Annotated in this window: 12 protein-coding genes; 1 reads left to right on the top strand and 11 read right to left on the bottom strand. The window is 72.7% G+C overall.

From position 1 onward, the window contains the following. Positions 1-101: 101 nt before the first annotated feature. From BLV76_RS02705 to BLV76_RS02755, 11 genes are all read right to left on the bottom strand, one after another. Complete coding sequence (locus tag BLV76_RS02705; RefSeq protein WP_090967746.1) at positions 102-1112, bottom strand: glycosyltransferase; 1011 nt, start codon at positions 1110-1112, stop codon at positions 102-104. Then, on the bottom strand, positions 1109-2239 hold the full coding sequence (locus BLV76_RS02710; RefSeq protein WP_090967747.1) for a DegT/DnrJ/EryC1/StrS family aminotransferase: 1131 nt from the start codon (positions 2237-2239) through the stop codon (positions 1109-1111). The genes BLV76_RS02705 and BLV76_RS02710 overlap by 4 nt, the downstream gene beginning before the upstream one ends. Next, entirely contained in the window at positions 2236-2880 is a 645-nt protein-coding gene (locus BLV76_RS02715; RefSeq protein ID WP_090972247.1) for a NeuD/PglB/VioB family sugar acetyltransferase, read from the bottom strand. Before BLV76_RS02715 ends, BLV76_RS02710 begins: the two co-directional genes overlap by 4 nt. After that, on the bottom strand, positions 2877-4028 hold the full coding sequence (locus BLV76_RS02720; RefSeq protein ID WP_090967748.1) for a DegT/DnrJ/EryC1/StrS family aminotransferase: 1152 nt from the start codon (positions 4026-4028) through the stop codon (positions 2877-2879). Before BLV76_RS02720 ends, BLV76_RS02715 begins: the two co-directional genes overlap by 4 nt. Then, on the bottom strand, positions 4025-5029 hold the full coding sequence (locus BLV76_RS02725; protein ID WP_090967749.1) for an NAD-dependent epimerase/dehydratase family protein: 1005 nt from the start codon (positions 5027-5029) through the stop codon (positions 4025-4027). The genes BLV76_RS02720 and BLV76_RS02725 overlap by 4 nt, the downstream gene beginning before the upstream one ends. Beyond that, positions 5026-6141 (bottom strand): Gfo/Idh/MocA family protein, encoded by a 1116-nt coding sequence (locus BLV76_RS02730; protein WP_090967750.1) that lies wholly within the window; start codon positions 6139-6141, stop codon positions 5026-5028. Before BLV76_RS02730 ends, BLV76_RS02725 begins: the two co-directional genes overlap by 4 nt. Further along, positions 6138-6764 (bottom strand): acyltransferase, encoded by a 627-nt coding sequence (locus tag BLV76_RS02735; protein WP_090967751.1) that lies wholly within the window; start codon positions 6762-6764, stop codon positions 6138-6140. Before BLV76_RS02735 ends, BLV76_RS02730 begins: the two co-directional genes overlap by 4 nt. After that, positions 6761-7603 (bottom strand): glycosyltransferase family 2 protein, encoded by an 843-nt coding sequence (locus BLV76_RS02740; protein ID WP_090967752.1) that lies wholly within the window; start codon positions 7601-7603, stop codon positions 6761-6763. The genes BLV76_RS02735 and BLV76_RS02740 overlap by 4 nt, the downstream gene beginning before the upstream one ends. A 136-nt stretch (positions 7604-7739) precedes the next feature. Continuing rightward, on the bottom strand, positions 7740-8549 hold the full coding sequence (locus BLV76_RS02745; RefSeq protein ID WP_090967753.1) for an LCP family protein: 810 nt from the start codon (positions 8547-8549) through the stop codon (positions 7740-7742). A gap of 85 nt (positions 8550-8634) precedes the next feature. Next, positions 8635-9237 carry an aminoacyl-tRNA hydrolase gene (pth, locus tag BLV76_RS02750; protein WP_245734513.1) on the bottom strand — a complete coding sequence of 201 codons (603 nt, stop codon included), beginning with the start codon at positions 9235-9237 and terminating at the stop codon, positions 8635-8637. Between the two features lie 131 nt (positions 9238-9368). Beyond that, the gene (locus tag BLV76_RS02755; RefSeq protein ID WP_090967755.1) at positions 9369-10058 is read right to left on the bottom strand and encodes a 50S ribosomal protein L25/general stress protein Ctc; all 690 of its coding nucleotides are present in this window, start codon (positions 10056-10058) and stop codon (positions 9369-9371) included. Between the two features lie 252 nt (positions 10059-10310). On the opposite strand from BLV76_RS02755, the gene pepN reads away from it, so the two are divergent. Continuing rightward, positions 10311-12725: an aminopeptidase N gene (pepN, locus tag BLV76_RS02760; RefSeq protein WP_245734863.1), complete on the top strand. Its 2415-nt coding sequence runs from the start codon at positions 10311-10313 to the stop codon at positions 12723-12725. Positions 12726-12801: the final 76 nt, after the last annotated feature.

Genomic DNA, 12801 nt, shown 5'->3' on the forward strand with positions numbered 1-12801 from the left:
ACCCCTCGTCGCGCGCCTGATACCGCGATCCTGATCTTTGGTCACGCTTCACCGCGGCCTCGATGGCCTCCGGCGGATATCCCCACAATTCGGTGTGGCCCTCAGCCGTGGATGACGGTCGCCGCGGTGGCCGCCGCCGCGACGGCGCCGGCGCCCCGCTGGCGCGGGATGCGGACGCCGCTGATGTGCAGCGGCGGCGGGTCGGCGATCTTGCTGACCCGGTGCGCGGCCGCCGACGCCAGGTCGCGTCCCTTGAGGCTGTCGGCGTCGCGCGAGATGCACAGGTCGCGCAGGGCCAGGTCGAGGGCGATCGTGAGCTGGTGGTCGTCAACGTGCTCGCCGTGCTTGGCCCGCCGCGGCACGAGGATCGGGAACTTACCGTTCTCCAGCGCCATGAGCGCGATGCCGGTCCCGGCGTGCGCGACGACGACGTCTGCCTCGCTGATCGCCTGGCGCATCTCCTCCGACGGCACCTTCTCCCGACCGTCGATGCCGAGCCCGGACGTGTCGGTGCAGCCGGTCTGCCAGAGCACCTCCGTGCCCGCGGGCACCAGCGGCACCAGGCGCTCGAGCAGCCGCCGGAACCCGTAGTCCTGCTGGGTGCCGAGGGACACCACCATGGACCGCACCGGACGCGGATCGGTCGGGGCGACGTCGTACAGCTCCCAGGGCGAGGCGAGGTAGTGCCAGGCACCCTTGTCGAGGTCGCTCGACTGGCTGAAGGTCTTGATGCCCGGCATCGCGGCCATCGCGCGGCCCGACAGCGACGGCTCGTCGCGACGGGTGGCGCTCTCGATGTAGACCGTCTCGATGCCGCGCATCCGCGCCTGCGGGAGCACCGCCAGCGCCAGGGCCGCGCCGGTGCTCACGACGAGGTGCACGTCGTGAAGGCGGAACAGCTTGCGGGCGGCGAGGGTGTTGCGGGCCACCGCGCGCAGGTCGCGCGGCGGGCAGGGCTCCATCCAGTGGACCTGCTCCCCCGCGAGCATCGACTCGGTCTGCGGCGTCCGCACGGTCACCCACACGACGTCCGTGCCGACGCCGAGGCGCGGGCGCAGGGTGTGGAGCTGCATCAGGTGGCCGCCGTCGTTGGCGACGAGCAGGGTGGTCATGCGGTGGTCCCTTCGGAGGTGGTTCCGACGACGTTGCGCAGCACCTCGACGACCCGGTCCTGCATGGCCTCGGTCAGGTGCGGGTGCATCGGCAGCGAGAGGATCTCGCCGGCCGCCTTCTCGGCCACCGGAGCCGTCCCACGCCCCAGGCCGAGGTGGGCGTACGCGCCGGTCAGGTGCACCGGGTAGGGGTAGTGGATGCCGGCGCCGACGCCGGCGCCGTTGAGCTCGGCGAGCACCCGGTCACGGTCGGCGACGCGGACGACGTAGAGGTGCCAGACGTGCTGGCCGTCGGCGCCGGGCAGCGGGCGGCGTACGGCCGGGACGTCCGCCAGCAGCTGGTCGTAGCGGGCGGCAGCACGCACGCGCAGCTCGTTCCACTTCTCCAGCCGGTCGAGCTTCGCGCGGAGGTAAACGGCCTGAATGGTGTCGAGGCGGGAGTTCATGCCGATGACGTCGTGGACGTAGCGCACGGCCGAGCCGTGGTTGCGCAGCCGACGGACCTCGGCCGCGACCGCGGCGTCGTCGGTGGTGACCGCGCCGGCGTCGCCGGCCGCGCCGAGGTTCTTGCCGGGGTAGAAGCTCGTCGCGCCGATCGTCGCGAGACCGCCCGACCCGCGACCGCCGACACGGGCGCCCTGGGACTGGGCGGCGTCCTCGACGAGGGGCACGCCGGCGGCGTCGCAGATCTCCTTCAGCCGCGCGATCGGTGCGAGCTGGCCGAAGAGGTGCACGGCGACCACGGCCTGCGTGCGGTCGGTGATCGCGGCCTCGACGAGGTCGGGGTCGATGAGGAGGCGCTCGTCATCGCAGTCGACCAGCACCGGCACGGCGCCGATCCGCGACACGGCCTCGGCCGTGGCGATGAACGTGTTGGCCGGGATGACCACCTCGCCCCCCGGGCCCACGCCCACCGCCCGCAGCGCGAGCTCGAGCGCGTCGGTGCCGTTGGCGACGCCGATCGTGTGCTCGACCCCGACGAACTCGGAGTAGGCGTGCTCGAAGTCGGCGACCGGCGGGCCGTCGACGAAGGACGTCGCCGCGAAGACCGCGGCGATGCCGGCCTCCACCTCGGCCGCGACCTCCGCGTGCTGCGAGGCGAGGTCGACGAAGGGGACGTTGCTCATGTGAGGACTCCTGTGCGGATGGGTCGGGCGGGCACTCCGGCCCAGGTCTCTCCTGCGGGGACGTCGTGGAGCACGACGGCCCCCATGCCGACGGTGGCGCCGGCGCCGATGTGGACGCCCTCGCGGACGGAGGCGTTCATGCCGATGTAGGCGGCCTCGCCGACCTCGACGTCGCCGCCGAGGGAGACGCCGGCGCAGATCGTGGCGTAGTCGTGGACGGTGCAGCCGTGGGTGAGGGTCACCTGCGGCATCAGCACGACGTGGTCGCCGACCTCGACGTCGGCGGTGAGCACCACGCCGTCGAGGGCGATCGAGCCGACGCCGATGTGGCAGCTGCCCGGCAGCACCACGCGCGGGTGGATCATCGACCGGTAGCGGGCCGGGTCCATCCCGAGCATGTCGAGGCGTACGGCGACCCGCCTGCGGTGCCGCCCCTTGCCGAGGGTGAGCAGCACGCCGTGGTCGGCGAGCTCGGTGACCAGGTCGACCGACCCGATGACCGGGGTGAGCCCGTGGAGGGTGCCCCAGACCGCGGGGTTGTCGTCGACGATGTCGAGCGGGCCGTCCTCGTGCAGCAGCACCGCGACCGCCGTGGCCTCACGCGCCAGGCCGCTCGCGCCGACCATCAGCAGGCCGCTCACGGGCGCCACGCCGTCAGGAGGGCGTCGCAGACCCGGGCCTGCTCGGCGTCGGTCATCTGGTGGAACAGCGGCAGGATCAGCGTCTGGTCGTTGAGCCGCTCGGTGACCGGCAGCGGGACGTGCGACCGGTCGCGGTGCGCGGGCTGGCGGTGGGCCGCCATGATCCCGCGGCGTGCGGAGATCCCGGCATCGGCGAGGTGCATCATCAGCTCCTCTCGGTCGAGCGGGTGCTCGGGCAGGACCTCGAGCCAGCACGACTGGAAGTTGGTGGTGCCCCACGCGGGGTCGCTGACCATCCGGAGGCCCGGCAGCCCGGCGATGACCTCGGCGTAGCGCGCGGCGAGCGCGCGGCGGCGGGCGACCATCTCCGGGAGCCGACCGAGCTGGACCAGGCCGACGGCGGCCTGCAGGTCGGTCATCCGGTAGTTGAAGCCGATCTCCGCGTAGGACTCCGGGGGCGCGAGGACCGAGGCGTGCCGGTCGGCGGCCGAGACGCTCATCGCGTGCTCGCGCAGCTGCCTGGCCCGGGCGGCCCACTCGGGACGCGAGGTGGTGAGCATGCCGCCCTCACCGGTGGTGAGGAGCTTGCGCGGGTGGAAGGACCAGGCGGCGATCTCCGCCTCGGCGCCGACGGGGCGACCGTGGGAGGTCGAGCCCGCGGCGCAGGCGGCGTCCTCGATCACGACGATGCCGCGCGGGTCGCACCAGGCACGGATGGCGCGGAGGTCGAGCGGCACGCCGCCCTGGTCCACAGCGATCACCGCGCGCGTCCGCGGGGTGACCACTGTGGCGATCGTGGCGGGGGTGAGGTTGCCGGTGGACTCGTCGACGTCGGCGAAGACGGGCGTCGCGCCGACGTAGGTCGGTGCGTTGGCGGTCGCCACGAAGGAGAACGACGGCACGACGACCTCGTCGCCGGGACCGATGCCGGCGACCACGAGCGCGAGGTGGAGGGCGGTGGTGCAGTTGCTGACGGCGACCGCGTGGGCGGCCTGCTGGGAGGCGGCGAAGGCCTCCTCGAAGGCCGCGACCCGCGGACCCTGGGCGACCCAGCCGGAGCGGAGCACCTCGGAGACCGCGGCGACCTCCTCCTCGCCCAGCCACGGCTGCATCACGTTGATGCGGGTGAGCTGCTGGTCGATGCTCATGACGCCACCGCCTGCGGCGTGCGGCCGGCGGCGATCTCGTCACGCTGCGGGCGCCACCACTCGACGAGCTGGCGCAGTCCGTCCTCGAGGCCGGTCTGGGCGACGAAGCCGAGGTCGCGCTCGGCGGCGCACGTGTCGGCCAGGCGGCGCACGACGCCGTTGACCCCGCGCTCGGGGCCGTGCTCGACCGGGAGGTCGGAACCCATGACCGTGAGCAGGGTCTCGGCGAGCTGGAGCAGGCTGGTCTCCTCGCCGCGGGCGACGTTGTAGACCCCCTCGACGACCGGCGACGAGGCCGCGAGCACGTTGGCGCGAGCGATGTCGGTGGTGAAGACGAAGTCCATCGTCTGGCGCCCGTCGCCGAAGATCAGCGGCGGCAGGCCGTCGTCGATGCGCTCCATCCAGCGGACCAGGACCTCGGTGTAGAGACCGTGGACGTCCATGCGAGGGCCGTAGACGTTGAAGTAGCGCAGCGCGACGTAGTCGAGGCCCTGCATCGCCCGGAAGCTCTTCAGCATGCCCTCGTTGAAGGTCTTGGCCGCGCCGTAGAAGGTGTCGTTGGCGTAGGGGTGCTGGACCTCGGTGGTCGGGAACTCCTCGGCCAGGCCGTAGACGGAGGCCGACGAGGCGGCGACGACCTTGTCGACGCCGGGCGTCGCGGCGGCGGCCTCGATCACGTTGAAGCTGCCGTCGACGAGCACCTCGAGTGCCAGGCGCGGCTCCTCCGCGCACTGGGTGATCCGGATGGCGGCCTGGTGGAAGACCAGGTCGCAGCCGCGGGTCAGGTCGTGGACGAGGTCGCGGTCGCGGATGTCGCCGCGCACGAGCGAGAAGCCGCTGCGCTCGATCGACTCGGCGAGGTTGGCCTCACGGCCACGGACCAGGTTGTCGAGCACCCGCACCTCGGCAGCGCCGGCCTCGAAGAGCTGGTCGACGAGGGTCGAGCCGATGGTGCCGGCGCCCCCGGTGACGAGGGCGGTGGCCCCCTGCAGCGCGGTCATCGTGCCCCCTCCAGCACCGACGCGGCGGCGGCCTGCTGCGGCACGGGCGGTGGGCCGGCGGGCATCATGACCCCGTCGGCGTACGTCTTCCCCGCCTGCTCGGCGAGTCGGTGCGAGGCCTGCTCGAGCACCTCGAGCACCCGGAGGCCGGCGCGGCCGTCGGTCAGCGCCGGGCGGCCCTCGCGGATCGCGGCGGCGAACTCGGTGACCATCGCGCCGAGCGCCTCGCGCTCCGGCAGCGCCGGCGACCAGGTGTCGCCGAGGCGGTAGGAGACGCGCGACGCGGTCGGGTCATCCCCGCCCACCGACGTCCGGGCCAGGTCGACGCCGCGGTCGAAGACGCTCAGCCGCTGCTGCGGGTTGAGGTCGTCCCACAGCAGGGTGCGGCGCGAGCCGCCGATCACCATCTGCCGGATCTTGGTGGGGCTGAGCCAGTTGACGTGGACGTGCGCGAGCCCGTCGTCGGGCAGCGGGAGCGTCAGGTGGCCCACGCACGCGCGACCCGCGCCGATCGGGTCGGCACCCGTCGCGCCGATGCCGGTGCTGGGCAGCCCGCCGGGCAGGACGTGGTCGAGGATCGCGAGGTCGTGGGGCGCGAGGTCCCACAGCACGTCGATGTCGGGCTGCACGAGGCCGAGGTTGATCCGCACCGAGTCGATGAAGTGGATCTGGCCGAGCTCGCCGCTCTGCACGAGGTCGCGCATCTTCTGCACGACCGGCGTGTAGCAGAACGTGTGGTCGGTCATCAGGACCAGGCCCTGCGCCTCGGCCAGCTCGACCATCTCGCGACCGCGGGCGACGCTGTCGGCCAGCGGCTTCTCGACGACGACGTGCTTGCCGGCGCGGAGCGCCTGGAGCGCGAGGCCGTGGTGCGTGCGCGCCGGGGTGGCGATGGCGACGGCCTGGATCTCCGGGTCGTCGAGGACCCGCTCGAGGCTGTCGGTGACGCCGACGTGCGGGCCGGCGACCTTGCGGGCCCGGTCGAGGTCGAGGTCGCAGACCAGCTTGAGGTCCCAGTCGGGCGAGCCGGCGAAGTTGCGGACCAGGTTGGGTCCCCAGTAGCCGGCGCCGATCACGGCGATCCCCATGGGCTGGTGCGGGGTGGTGCTCATCGTGCTTCCTCCAGTCGTCCGTCGATCTCCACGTAGACCTCGCCCGAGACCGGGCAGATCCACCGGTCGCGGTTGTCGGACACCAGCGGCACACCGCTGCGTCCGACCCACCCGACCTGTCGTGCGGGGGTGCCCACCACCAGTGCGTGGTCGGGCACGTCGCGCGTCACCACCGAGCCGGCGCCGACGCTGGCCCAGCGACCGATCCGCACGGGGGCGACGCACACGGCGCGGGCGCCGATCGCGGCGCCCTCCTCGATCGTGACGCCGACGGCCTCCCAGTCCTCGGCGCCCTTGCGGCGGCCGTCCGGGGTGACCGCGCGGGGGTAGGTGTCGTTGGTCAGCACCACCGCGGGACCGATGAAGACGCCGTTGCCGAGCACGGCCGGCTCGTAGACGAGGGCCTGGTTCTGCACCTTGCAGCGCTCGCCGAGGCGGGCGCCGGGGCCGATGTAGACGCCGCGGCCGAGGATGGTCTCGGCACCGATCTGGGCGCCGGACCGGACCACGGTCTGGTCCCAGACCTGGGCGCCGGGGCCGACGCGGGCGCCGTCCTCGACGGTCGCAGTCGGCGCGACGATGGTGCGGGCGCCCGAGTGGGGCCTCGCGCTGGACAGGGTCATGTGCGTGAGCTTTCGTCTCGTTGCCACGTGGTGAAGTCCCCAGCCCTCAGCGCCTTGCGGGCACCGAGCTGGGAGGCGACGTGGATGGCCACGAACACCGGGAGTCGAAGGGCGAGGCCGGGGCGGCTGACCACCAGGCCGAGCAGGGAGCGGGCGCCGGTGCGGGACGCGGGACGGCGTACGCCGAGCTGCGCGGCCTGCGCGTTGCCCGTCACGATGCGGATCCGGCGACGGACGAGGTCGCGCACGGTGCGCGGCGGGTGGACGACCGCGACGGCACCGTCGACGATGCGGCGCTCGGCGCCGCTGAAGGAGTCGGACATGCCGAGGTCGTCACTCATCATCCGCGGCAGCGCCGTGACGCGCGCCTGGCCCTGCTCGGAGAGGACGACGACACCGCGGCCGAAGAGGCCGGCCTCGACCTGCGGGAGCGCCTCCCAGACGTCGTAGTACCAGCGGACCAGCGGTGAGCAGCCGGCCTTCGGGACGGCGCGACGCGGCGCGGTCGCGAGGACCTGGTCGCGGGCGATCGGCTCGAGCAGCTGGAGCGCGTCGGTGCCGGTGAGCTGGATGTCGGCGTCGAGGTGGATCCGCGGGAAGACGTCGGTCGCGGCGTTGCCGACCCGGACTGCCTCGGCCTTGGACGGCTGCTGGATCTCGATGACGCGGGCGAGCGGGTCGGCAGTGCGGGCGACCTCGGCGGTCCGGTCGGTGCAGCCGTTGCAGACCACGACGACGTCCAGGTCGTCGCCGCGCGTGCCCTCCCGCAGCGCACGGAGGTTGCGACCGATCGAGGCCGCTTCGTTGTGCGCCGGGATGATGACGCTGGCAAGTGCCATCTCAACTCCCCCAAGTCGCGTGCACCGGACCCCACGTCCCGTGCAGCACCCCGATCCTGTGGACTGGACGTGCCCGAGTGGGGGCTCGTCGGGTGCTTTCGCCGAAATTGGGGAGTGCGGCGCCGACGAGGCGTCGTCAGCCCGGCTGCGCCATGGCGTAGGTGATGTCCAGCGAGCGCAGGTTGCGCAACTCGAGGACGAGCAGGTCCATCCCCAGGACCGACCAGTCGTCGTCGACGGCCGTGCCGTCCACGGTGGTGCTCAGCGCGCGGTAGAGGTCGAGCGGTCGCTTGCGCAGCTCCTGGTGGAGCGTCGCCTCCATCGCCTGCTTGAGGTAGTCGTGCTGGACCTCCGGCCCGGAGCCGTAGACGTAGGCCGGGTCGGCGCCGTTGGTCGCGGCCAGGCGGGCGAAGGTGTCCCAGTCGACGGCGATGAGGTGGTCGACGCGACGGCCCGACCACGTCTCGACCGCGGCCACGACGGCGCTGGGCCGCTCCTGGGCCGCGGTGTCCTCCACCCCGCTGCCGGCTGGCAGCGTCTCCACCCGCGCGGAGCGATCGTCGGGTGCCACCTCGACGAGCATGACCGCCTCGACCGACTGCTCGCCCTCGAGCCACGGCACGTCGGGGCCGGCGACGCCGGGGCGGGTGCCGACCATGAGGAAGGTCCGTCCCGCGGCCTCCGGCGGGCGGTCCGCCAGGCCGGCAAACGCCCCGTCGATCCGCTCCAGGCGACCCACCACCACGACGTTGACCACGGCCCCCGCCAGCGCGGCGAGCAGCCCGGTCACGACGACCACGAGCAGGAGACGGCGTACGACGCTGCGCTTGCGACGCACGGGCGGGGTGGTGGGCGCCAGCGGCGGGTCCGAGGCGCGTCGCGGCGCCGGGATCCGGATGGTCCCGGGACCCGTCTGACCGCGCGGGCTCGCGCTGCTCGTCGCCATCGTGCCTTCCCCCTCGCCGGCCGGGTGCCGACCACACGACGCTAGGGGGCGACGCGCCTTCGCTCATGCCCCAAACGGGGGAGGCTCAGGAGTTGAAGCGCTGCTGGGTCTTCTCGAGGCCGTCGGTGATCAGCGACTCGACCGCGTCGGCGGCGTCGCCGACCTGGAACGGCAGCTCCTTGCGCTCGACGGTGGAGTAGTTGGACAGCACGAAGTCGGCGACGTCCTGGCGGCCCGGCGGGCGGCCGATGCCGGCGCGGACGCGGTGGAAGTCGCCGGTGCCGAGCGAGGAGCGCATGGACTTGAGGCCGTTGTGGCCGTTGTCGCCACCGCCGAGCTTGATCCGGAGCGTGCCGAAGGCGATGTCGAGCTCGTCGTGGATGGCGATGACGTGGTCGGGCGCGACCTTGTAGAAGGTGGCGAGCGCCTTGACCGGGCCGCCGAGCTCGTTCATGTACGACCGGGGCCGGGCGAGGACGACGCGCGGGCCACCCATGGCGAGCCGGCCCTCGACGACGTCGGCACGGCCCGACTTGTGGGACCGGAAGCCGCTGCCCATCCGCGAGGCGAGCTCGTCGGTGACCAGGTAGCCGATGTTGTGGCGGTGCCCGGCGTAGGTCGGCCCGGGGTTGCCGAGGCCCACGACCAGCCACACGTCGCCCTGCGGGGCGGCAGCTGCGTCACTCACGGCGTACATCCTTCCATCACGGCGACCGGGCACTTCATCCCCGTCACGTGCAGCGACCGGGCGGTCCGTCCCCGGTCAGTGGGGACGAACCGCCCGGTCGGCAGTCAGGACGGGCACGAAGTGCCCGCTCGTCACTCGGAGTCGGAGTCGCCCTCGGCGGCGGCGTCCTCGGCGATGGCCTCTTCCTGGGCCTCGGCGATCTCGTCGTCGGACGGGTCGTGCTCGATGCCGGCCTCGGCCTCGGCCTCCTCCAGCTCGGCCTCGAGGGCCTCGGCGGAGATCTGCTCGGTGACGTTGACGATGAGCAGCTCCTCGTCGGCGAGCAGCGTGGTGCCCGACGGGAGGTCGAGCTCCTTGGCGAGGATCTGGGTGGCGGCGGGCAGCCCCTCGACCGAGACCTCGAAGAACTCGGGGATGTGCGTGGCCTCGGCCTCGACGGAGACGACGGTGTTCTCGTTGACGACGAGCGTGTCGGGGCCGGCCTCGCCCACGACGTGGATCGGGACGTCGACGGTGACCTTCTCACCGCGGATGACGGCGACGAAGTCGAGGTGCTCGATGACGCGGCGGATCGGGTCGACCTGGATGTCCTTGGTCAGCGCGAGCTGCTCGGAGCCGTCGATGTCGAGCGCGAGGAGCGCGTTGGCGCCGCCGTGCTTGAGGGCCATCATCGTCTGGTGGCCGGGCAGGATCACGTGGACCGGCTCGTTGCCGTGCCCGTAGACGACGGCGGGGATCTTGTTGTCGCGGCGGATGCGGCGGGCGGCGCCCTTGCCGAACTCGGTGCGGGACTCGGCGACGATCTTCTCGGGGGCAGACATGGTGTTCTCCGTTGCTGGACTGCTGGACGTGGACTAGAACTCGGGGGCCTGGCCGGAGACGACGAACGCCGCGCTCCGGATCGTGAGCGCGGCGCAGTGGGACTGACCGGCCCAGTCGATCACGGAGTCCCGGTCGTAGGACCGTGCTCCCTCGCCGAGGCAACCCGGGAACTCTACGCCGAGCCGCGGCCCGGGGTCGAATCCCGGGAGCGCGGCCTCGTGCGCGGCACCTAGGGTGGCCGGGTGCCCCTGATGCTCCCCGAGGCGCGCGAGCGCGCCGCCCTGCTGACCGACGTCCACACCGAGGTCCACCTCGACCTCACCTCGACCGATGACTTCCTGGTCGAGGCGACCATCACCTTCGGCTGCACCCAGCCGGGAGCCTCGACGTTCCTCGAGCTCAACGGCGGCTCGGACGTGACCCTCGACGGGCAGCCGGCGCCGTACGCCGACGGGCGCATCGCGCTGACCGACCTCGGGGCGACCACCACGGTCCACGTCACCGCACGGATGCCCTACGTCCACGACGGCAACGGCATGACCGAGACGATCGACCCCGCCGACGGTGAGCGCTACCTCTCCGCGCACACCTCGATGGACATCACCCAGAAGGTGATCCCGTGCTTCGACCAGCCCGACATCAAGACCACGTTCGAGGTGTCGGTCACGGCGCCGTCGCACTGGACGGTCGTGGCCAACGGCGCACTGGCGGAGCGCGCGTCGGGTGAGGCCGGCGACACGTGGCGGTTCGAGAGGACGCCGCCGTTCTCGACGTACCTCTTCACCGTCCAGGGCGGGCCGTGGGTCTCGGTGACGTGGGACGAGCCCTACGCCCCGGCGCCCGGCGGCACGCTCCCGTTCGGCTGGCACGCGCGCGCCTCGCAGGAGCGCGAGCTGCGCCGCGACGCCGACGAGCTGAAGCGGATCACGAGCGCCTGCTTCCAGCACTACACGACCGTCTTCGAACCGGAGTACCCCTACGCCGACTACCAGCAGGTCTTCGCGCCCGGCCTCAACTGGGGCGCGATGGAGTTCCCCGGCTGCGTCGTCTTCCGCGACTCCTTCCTCTCCCCCGGCACGCCGACGGAGCTCGAGAAGGAGTGGGTCGCCTCGACCATCGCGCACGAGATGGCGCACATGTGGTTCGGCGACCTGGTGACGATGAAGTGGTGGGAGGACTCGTGGCTCAACGAGTCGTTCGCCGACTTCATGGGCTACGACGTCGCGGGTGTCGCGGCCGGCTACACCGATGCCTGGACGTCGGCGGCCATCACGCGCAAGCCGACCGGCTACCGCGCCGACCGACGCCGCTCGACGCACCCGATCGCGGAGGACACCGAGAAGATCGTCGACGTCGACACCGCCTTCGCGAACTTCGACATGATCACCTACGCCAAGGGCAACTCCGCCCTCGCGCAGCTCGGCCACTGGCTCGGCGAGGACGACTTCCTGGCCGGGGTCAACAAGCACCTCACCGCGCACGCCTTCGGCAACGCCGACCTCGCCGACTTCCTCGACTCCCTCGACGCGGCCACCGACAAGGACGTCCGCGGCTGGGCCGAGGCGTGGCTGCGCACCACCGGCTTCGACACCCTGGTGGTCACGCGCGACTCCTCGGGCGTGCCGGTGCTGACGCGCGACGGCTCGCGGTCGCACCGCATCACCGTGTCGGCGTACGACGACGACATGGCGCTCGTCGGCAGCGAGGACGTCCTGATCGGTGACGAGAACGTGCGGCTCGAGGCGTTCGCCGGCCGGGTCGTGGTGCCGAGCTCGGGCGACGAGACCTTCGCCGTGATCCGCCCCGACGAGCAGTCGTGGGCCGCGATCACGGCCGGACTGTCGTCGGTGGAGTCGCAGCTCACCCGCGCGATGCTCTGGTGGACCGCGGTCGACCTGACCGAGGCGCACGTCATCGCGGTGGCCGACCTGGTCGCGCTCGCCGACGAGCACCTGCGCCCCGAGTCGCACCCGATCGTCTTCGAGGGCGTGATGCGCAACCTGCAGCTGATCGCGCGGCGCTACTCGACGCCGTCCGAGGTCGCCGGGCACCTCGCCGTCATCGCCGACATCGCGCGTGGTGCCGTCGAGGGGGGCGACCCGACCCTGGCGCCCGGTGCCTCCCGGGTGCTCGCCCGGCTCAGCGCCGACCGCGACTTCCTCGTCGGCTGGCTCGGCGAGGACGACGTCGACCCGAGCGTCCGCTGGGCCGCGGTGCACCGGCTCGCCGAGCTGGGCGACCCGTCCCACATCGACGTCGAGTCCGAGCGCGACAAGTCGGTCTCCGGGCACCACTCCGCGCTCCGGGCACGCGCGGCGATCCCCACGGCCGAGGCCAAGGAGGAGATCTGGGCGCGGCTGATGGGTGGCGAGCTCGGCAACCACGAGTTCGACGCCGTCGGCGAGGGCTTCTGGGGCTGGGAGCAGGCCGACCTGCTCCGCCCGTACCTCGACCGCTACGTCACCGAGGGCCTCGACCTCGCCCGCCGCTCGGGCCAGGCGATGTCGGACGTCATCGGCGACGCCTTCCCCCGGCTGCCGCTCACCGTCGACGTACGCCGCGAGCTCCGCGCCGCCGTCGCCTCGGCGCTCGAGGCGGGGGACGTGCCCACGGTCCTCGCGCGCTCCTGGAACGACTCGCTCGACGACCTCGACCGGACGCTCTGAGCGGGGGCGGTCACCGGATATCCGGTGACCGCCCCGCTTGTCGGCCCAGATCTGGGTGCCAAAGCGGGAGACTCGG

Source organism: Nocardioides exalbidus (genome assembly GCF_900105585.1).
GTDB classification, from domain to species: domain Bacteria; phylum Actinomycetota; class Actinomycetes; order Propionibacteriales; family Nocardioidaceae; genus Nocardioides; species Nocardioides exalbidus.

Coding starts and splice junctions, on each gene's coding strand:
- BLV76_RS02705 (WP_090967746.1), bottom strand. CDS start 1,112: ATGACCACCCTGCTCGTCGCCAACGACGGCGGCCACCTGATGCAGCTC.
- BLV76_RS02710 (WP_090967747.1), bottom strand. CDS start 2,239: ATGAGCAACGTCCCCTTCGTCGACCTCGCCTCGCAGCACGCGGAGGTC.
- BLV76_RS02720 (WP_090967748.1), bottom strand. CDS start 4,028: ATGAGCATCGACCAGCAGCTCACCCGCATCAACGTGATGCAGCCGTGG.
- BLV76_RS02725 (WP_090967749.1), bottom strand. CDS start 5,029: ATGACCGCGCTGCAGGGGGCCACCGCCCTCGTCACCGGGGGCGCCGGC.
- BLV76_RS02730 (WP_090967750.1), bottom strand. CDS start 6,141: ATGAGCACCACCCCGCACCAGCCCATGGGGATCGCCGTGATCGGCGCC.
- BLV76_RS02735 (WP_090967751.1), bottom strand. CDS start 6,764: ATGACCCTGTCCAGCGCGAGGCCCCACTCGGGCGCCCGCACCATCGTC.
- BLV76_RS02740 (WP_090967752.1), bottom strand. CDS start 7,603: ATGGCACTTGCCAGCGTCATCATCCCGGCGCACAACGAAGCGGCCTCG.
- BLV76_RS02745 (WP_090967753.1), bottom strand. CDS start 8,549: ATGGCGACGAGCAGCGCGAGCCCGCGCGGTCAGACGGGTCCCGGGACC.
- BLV76_RS02755 (WP_090967755.1), bottom strand. CDS start 10,058: ATGTCTGCCCCCGAGAAGATCGTCGCCGAGTCCCGCACCGAGTTCGGC.
- pepN (WP_245734863.1), top strand. CDS start 10,311: ATGCTCCCCGAGGCGCGCGAGCGCGCCGCCCTGCTGACCGACGTCCAC.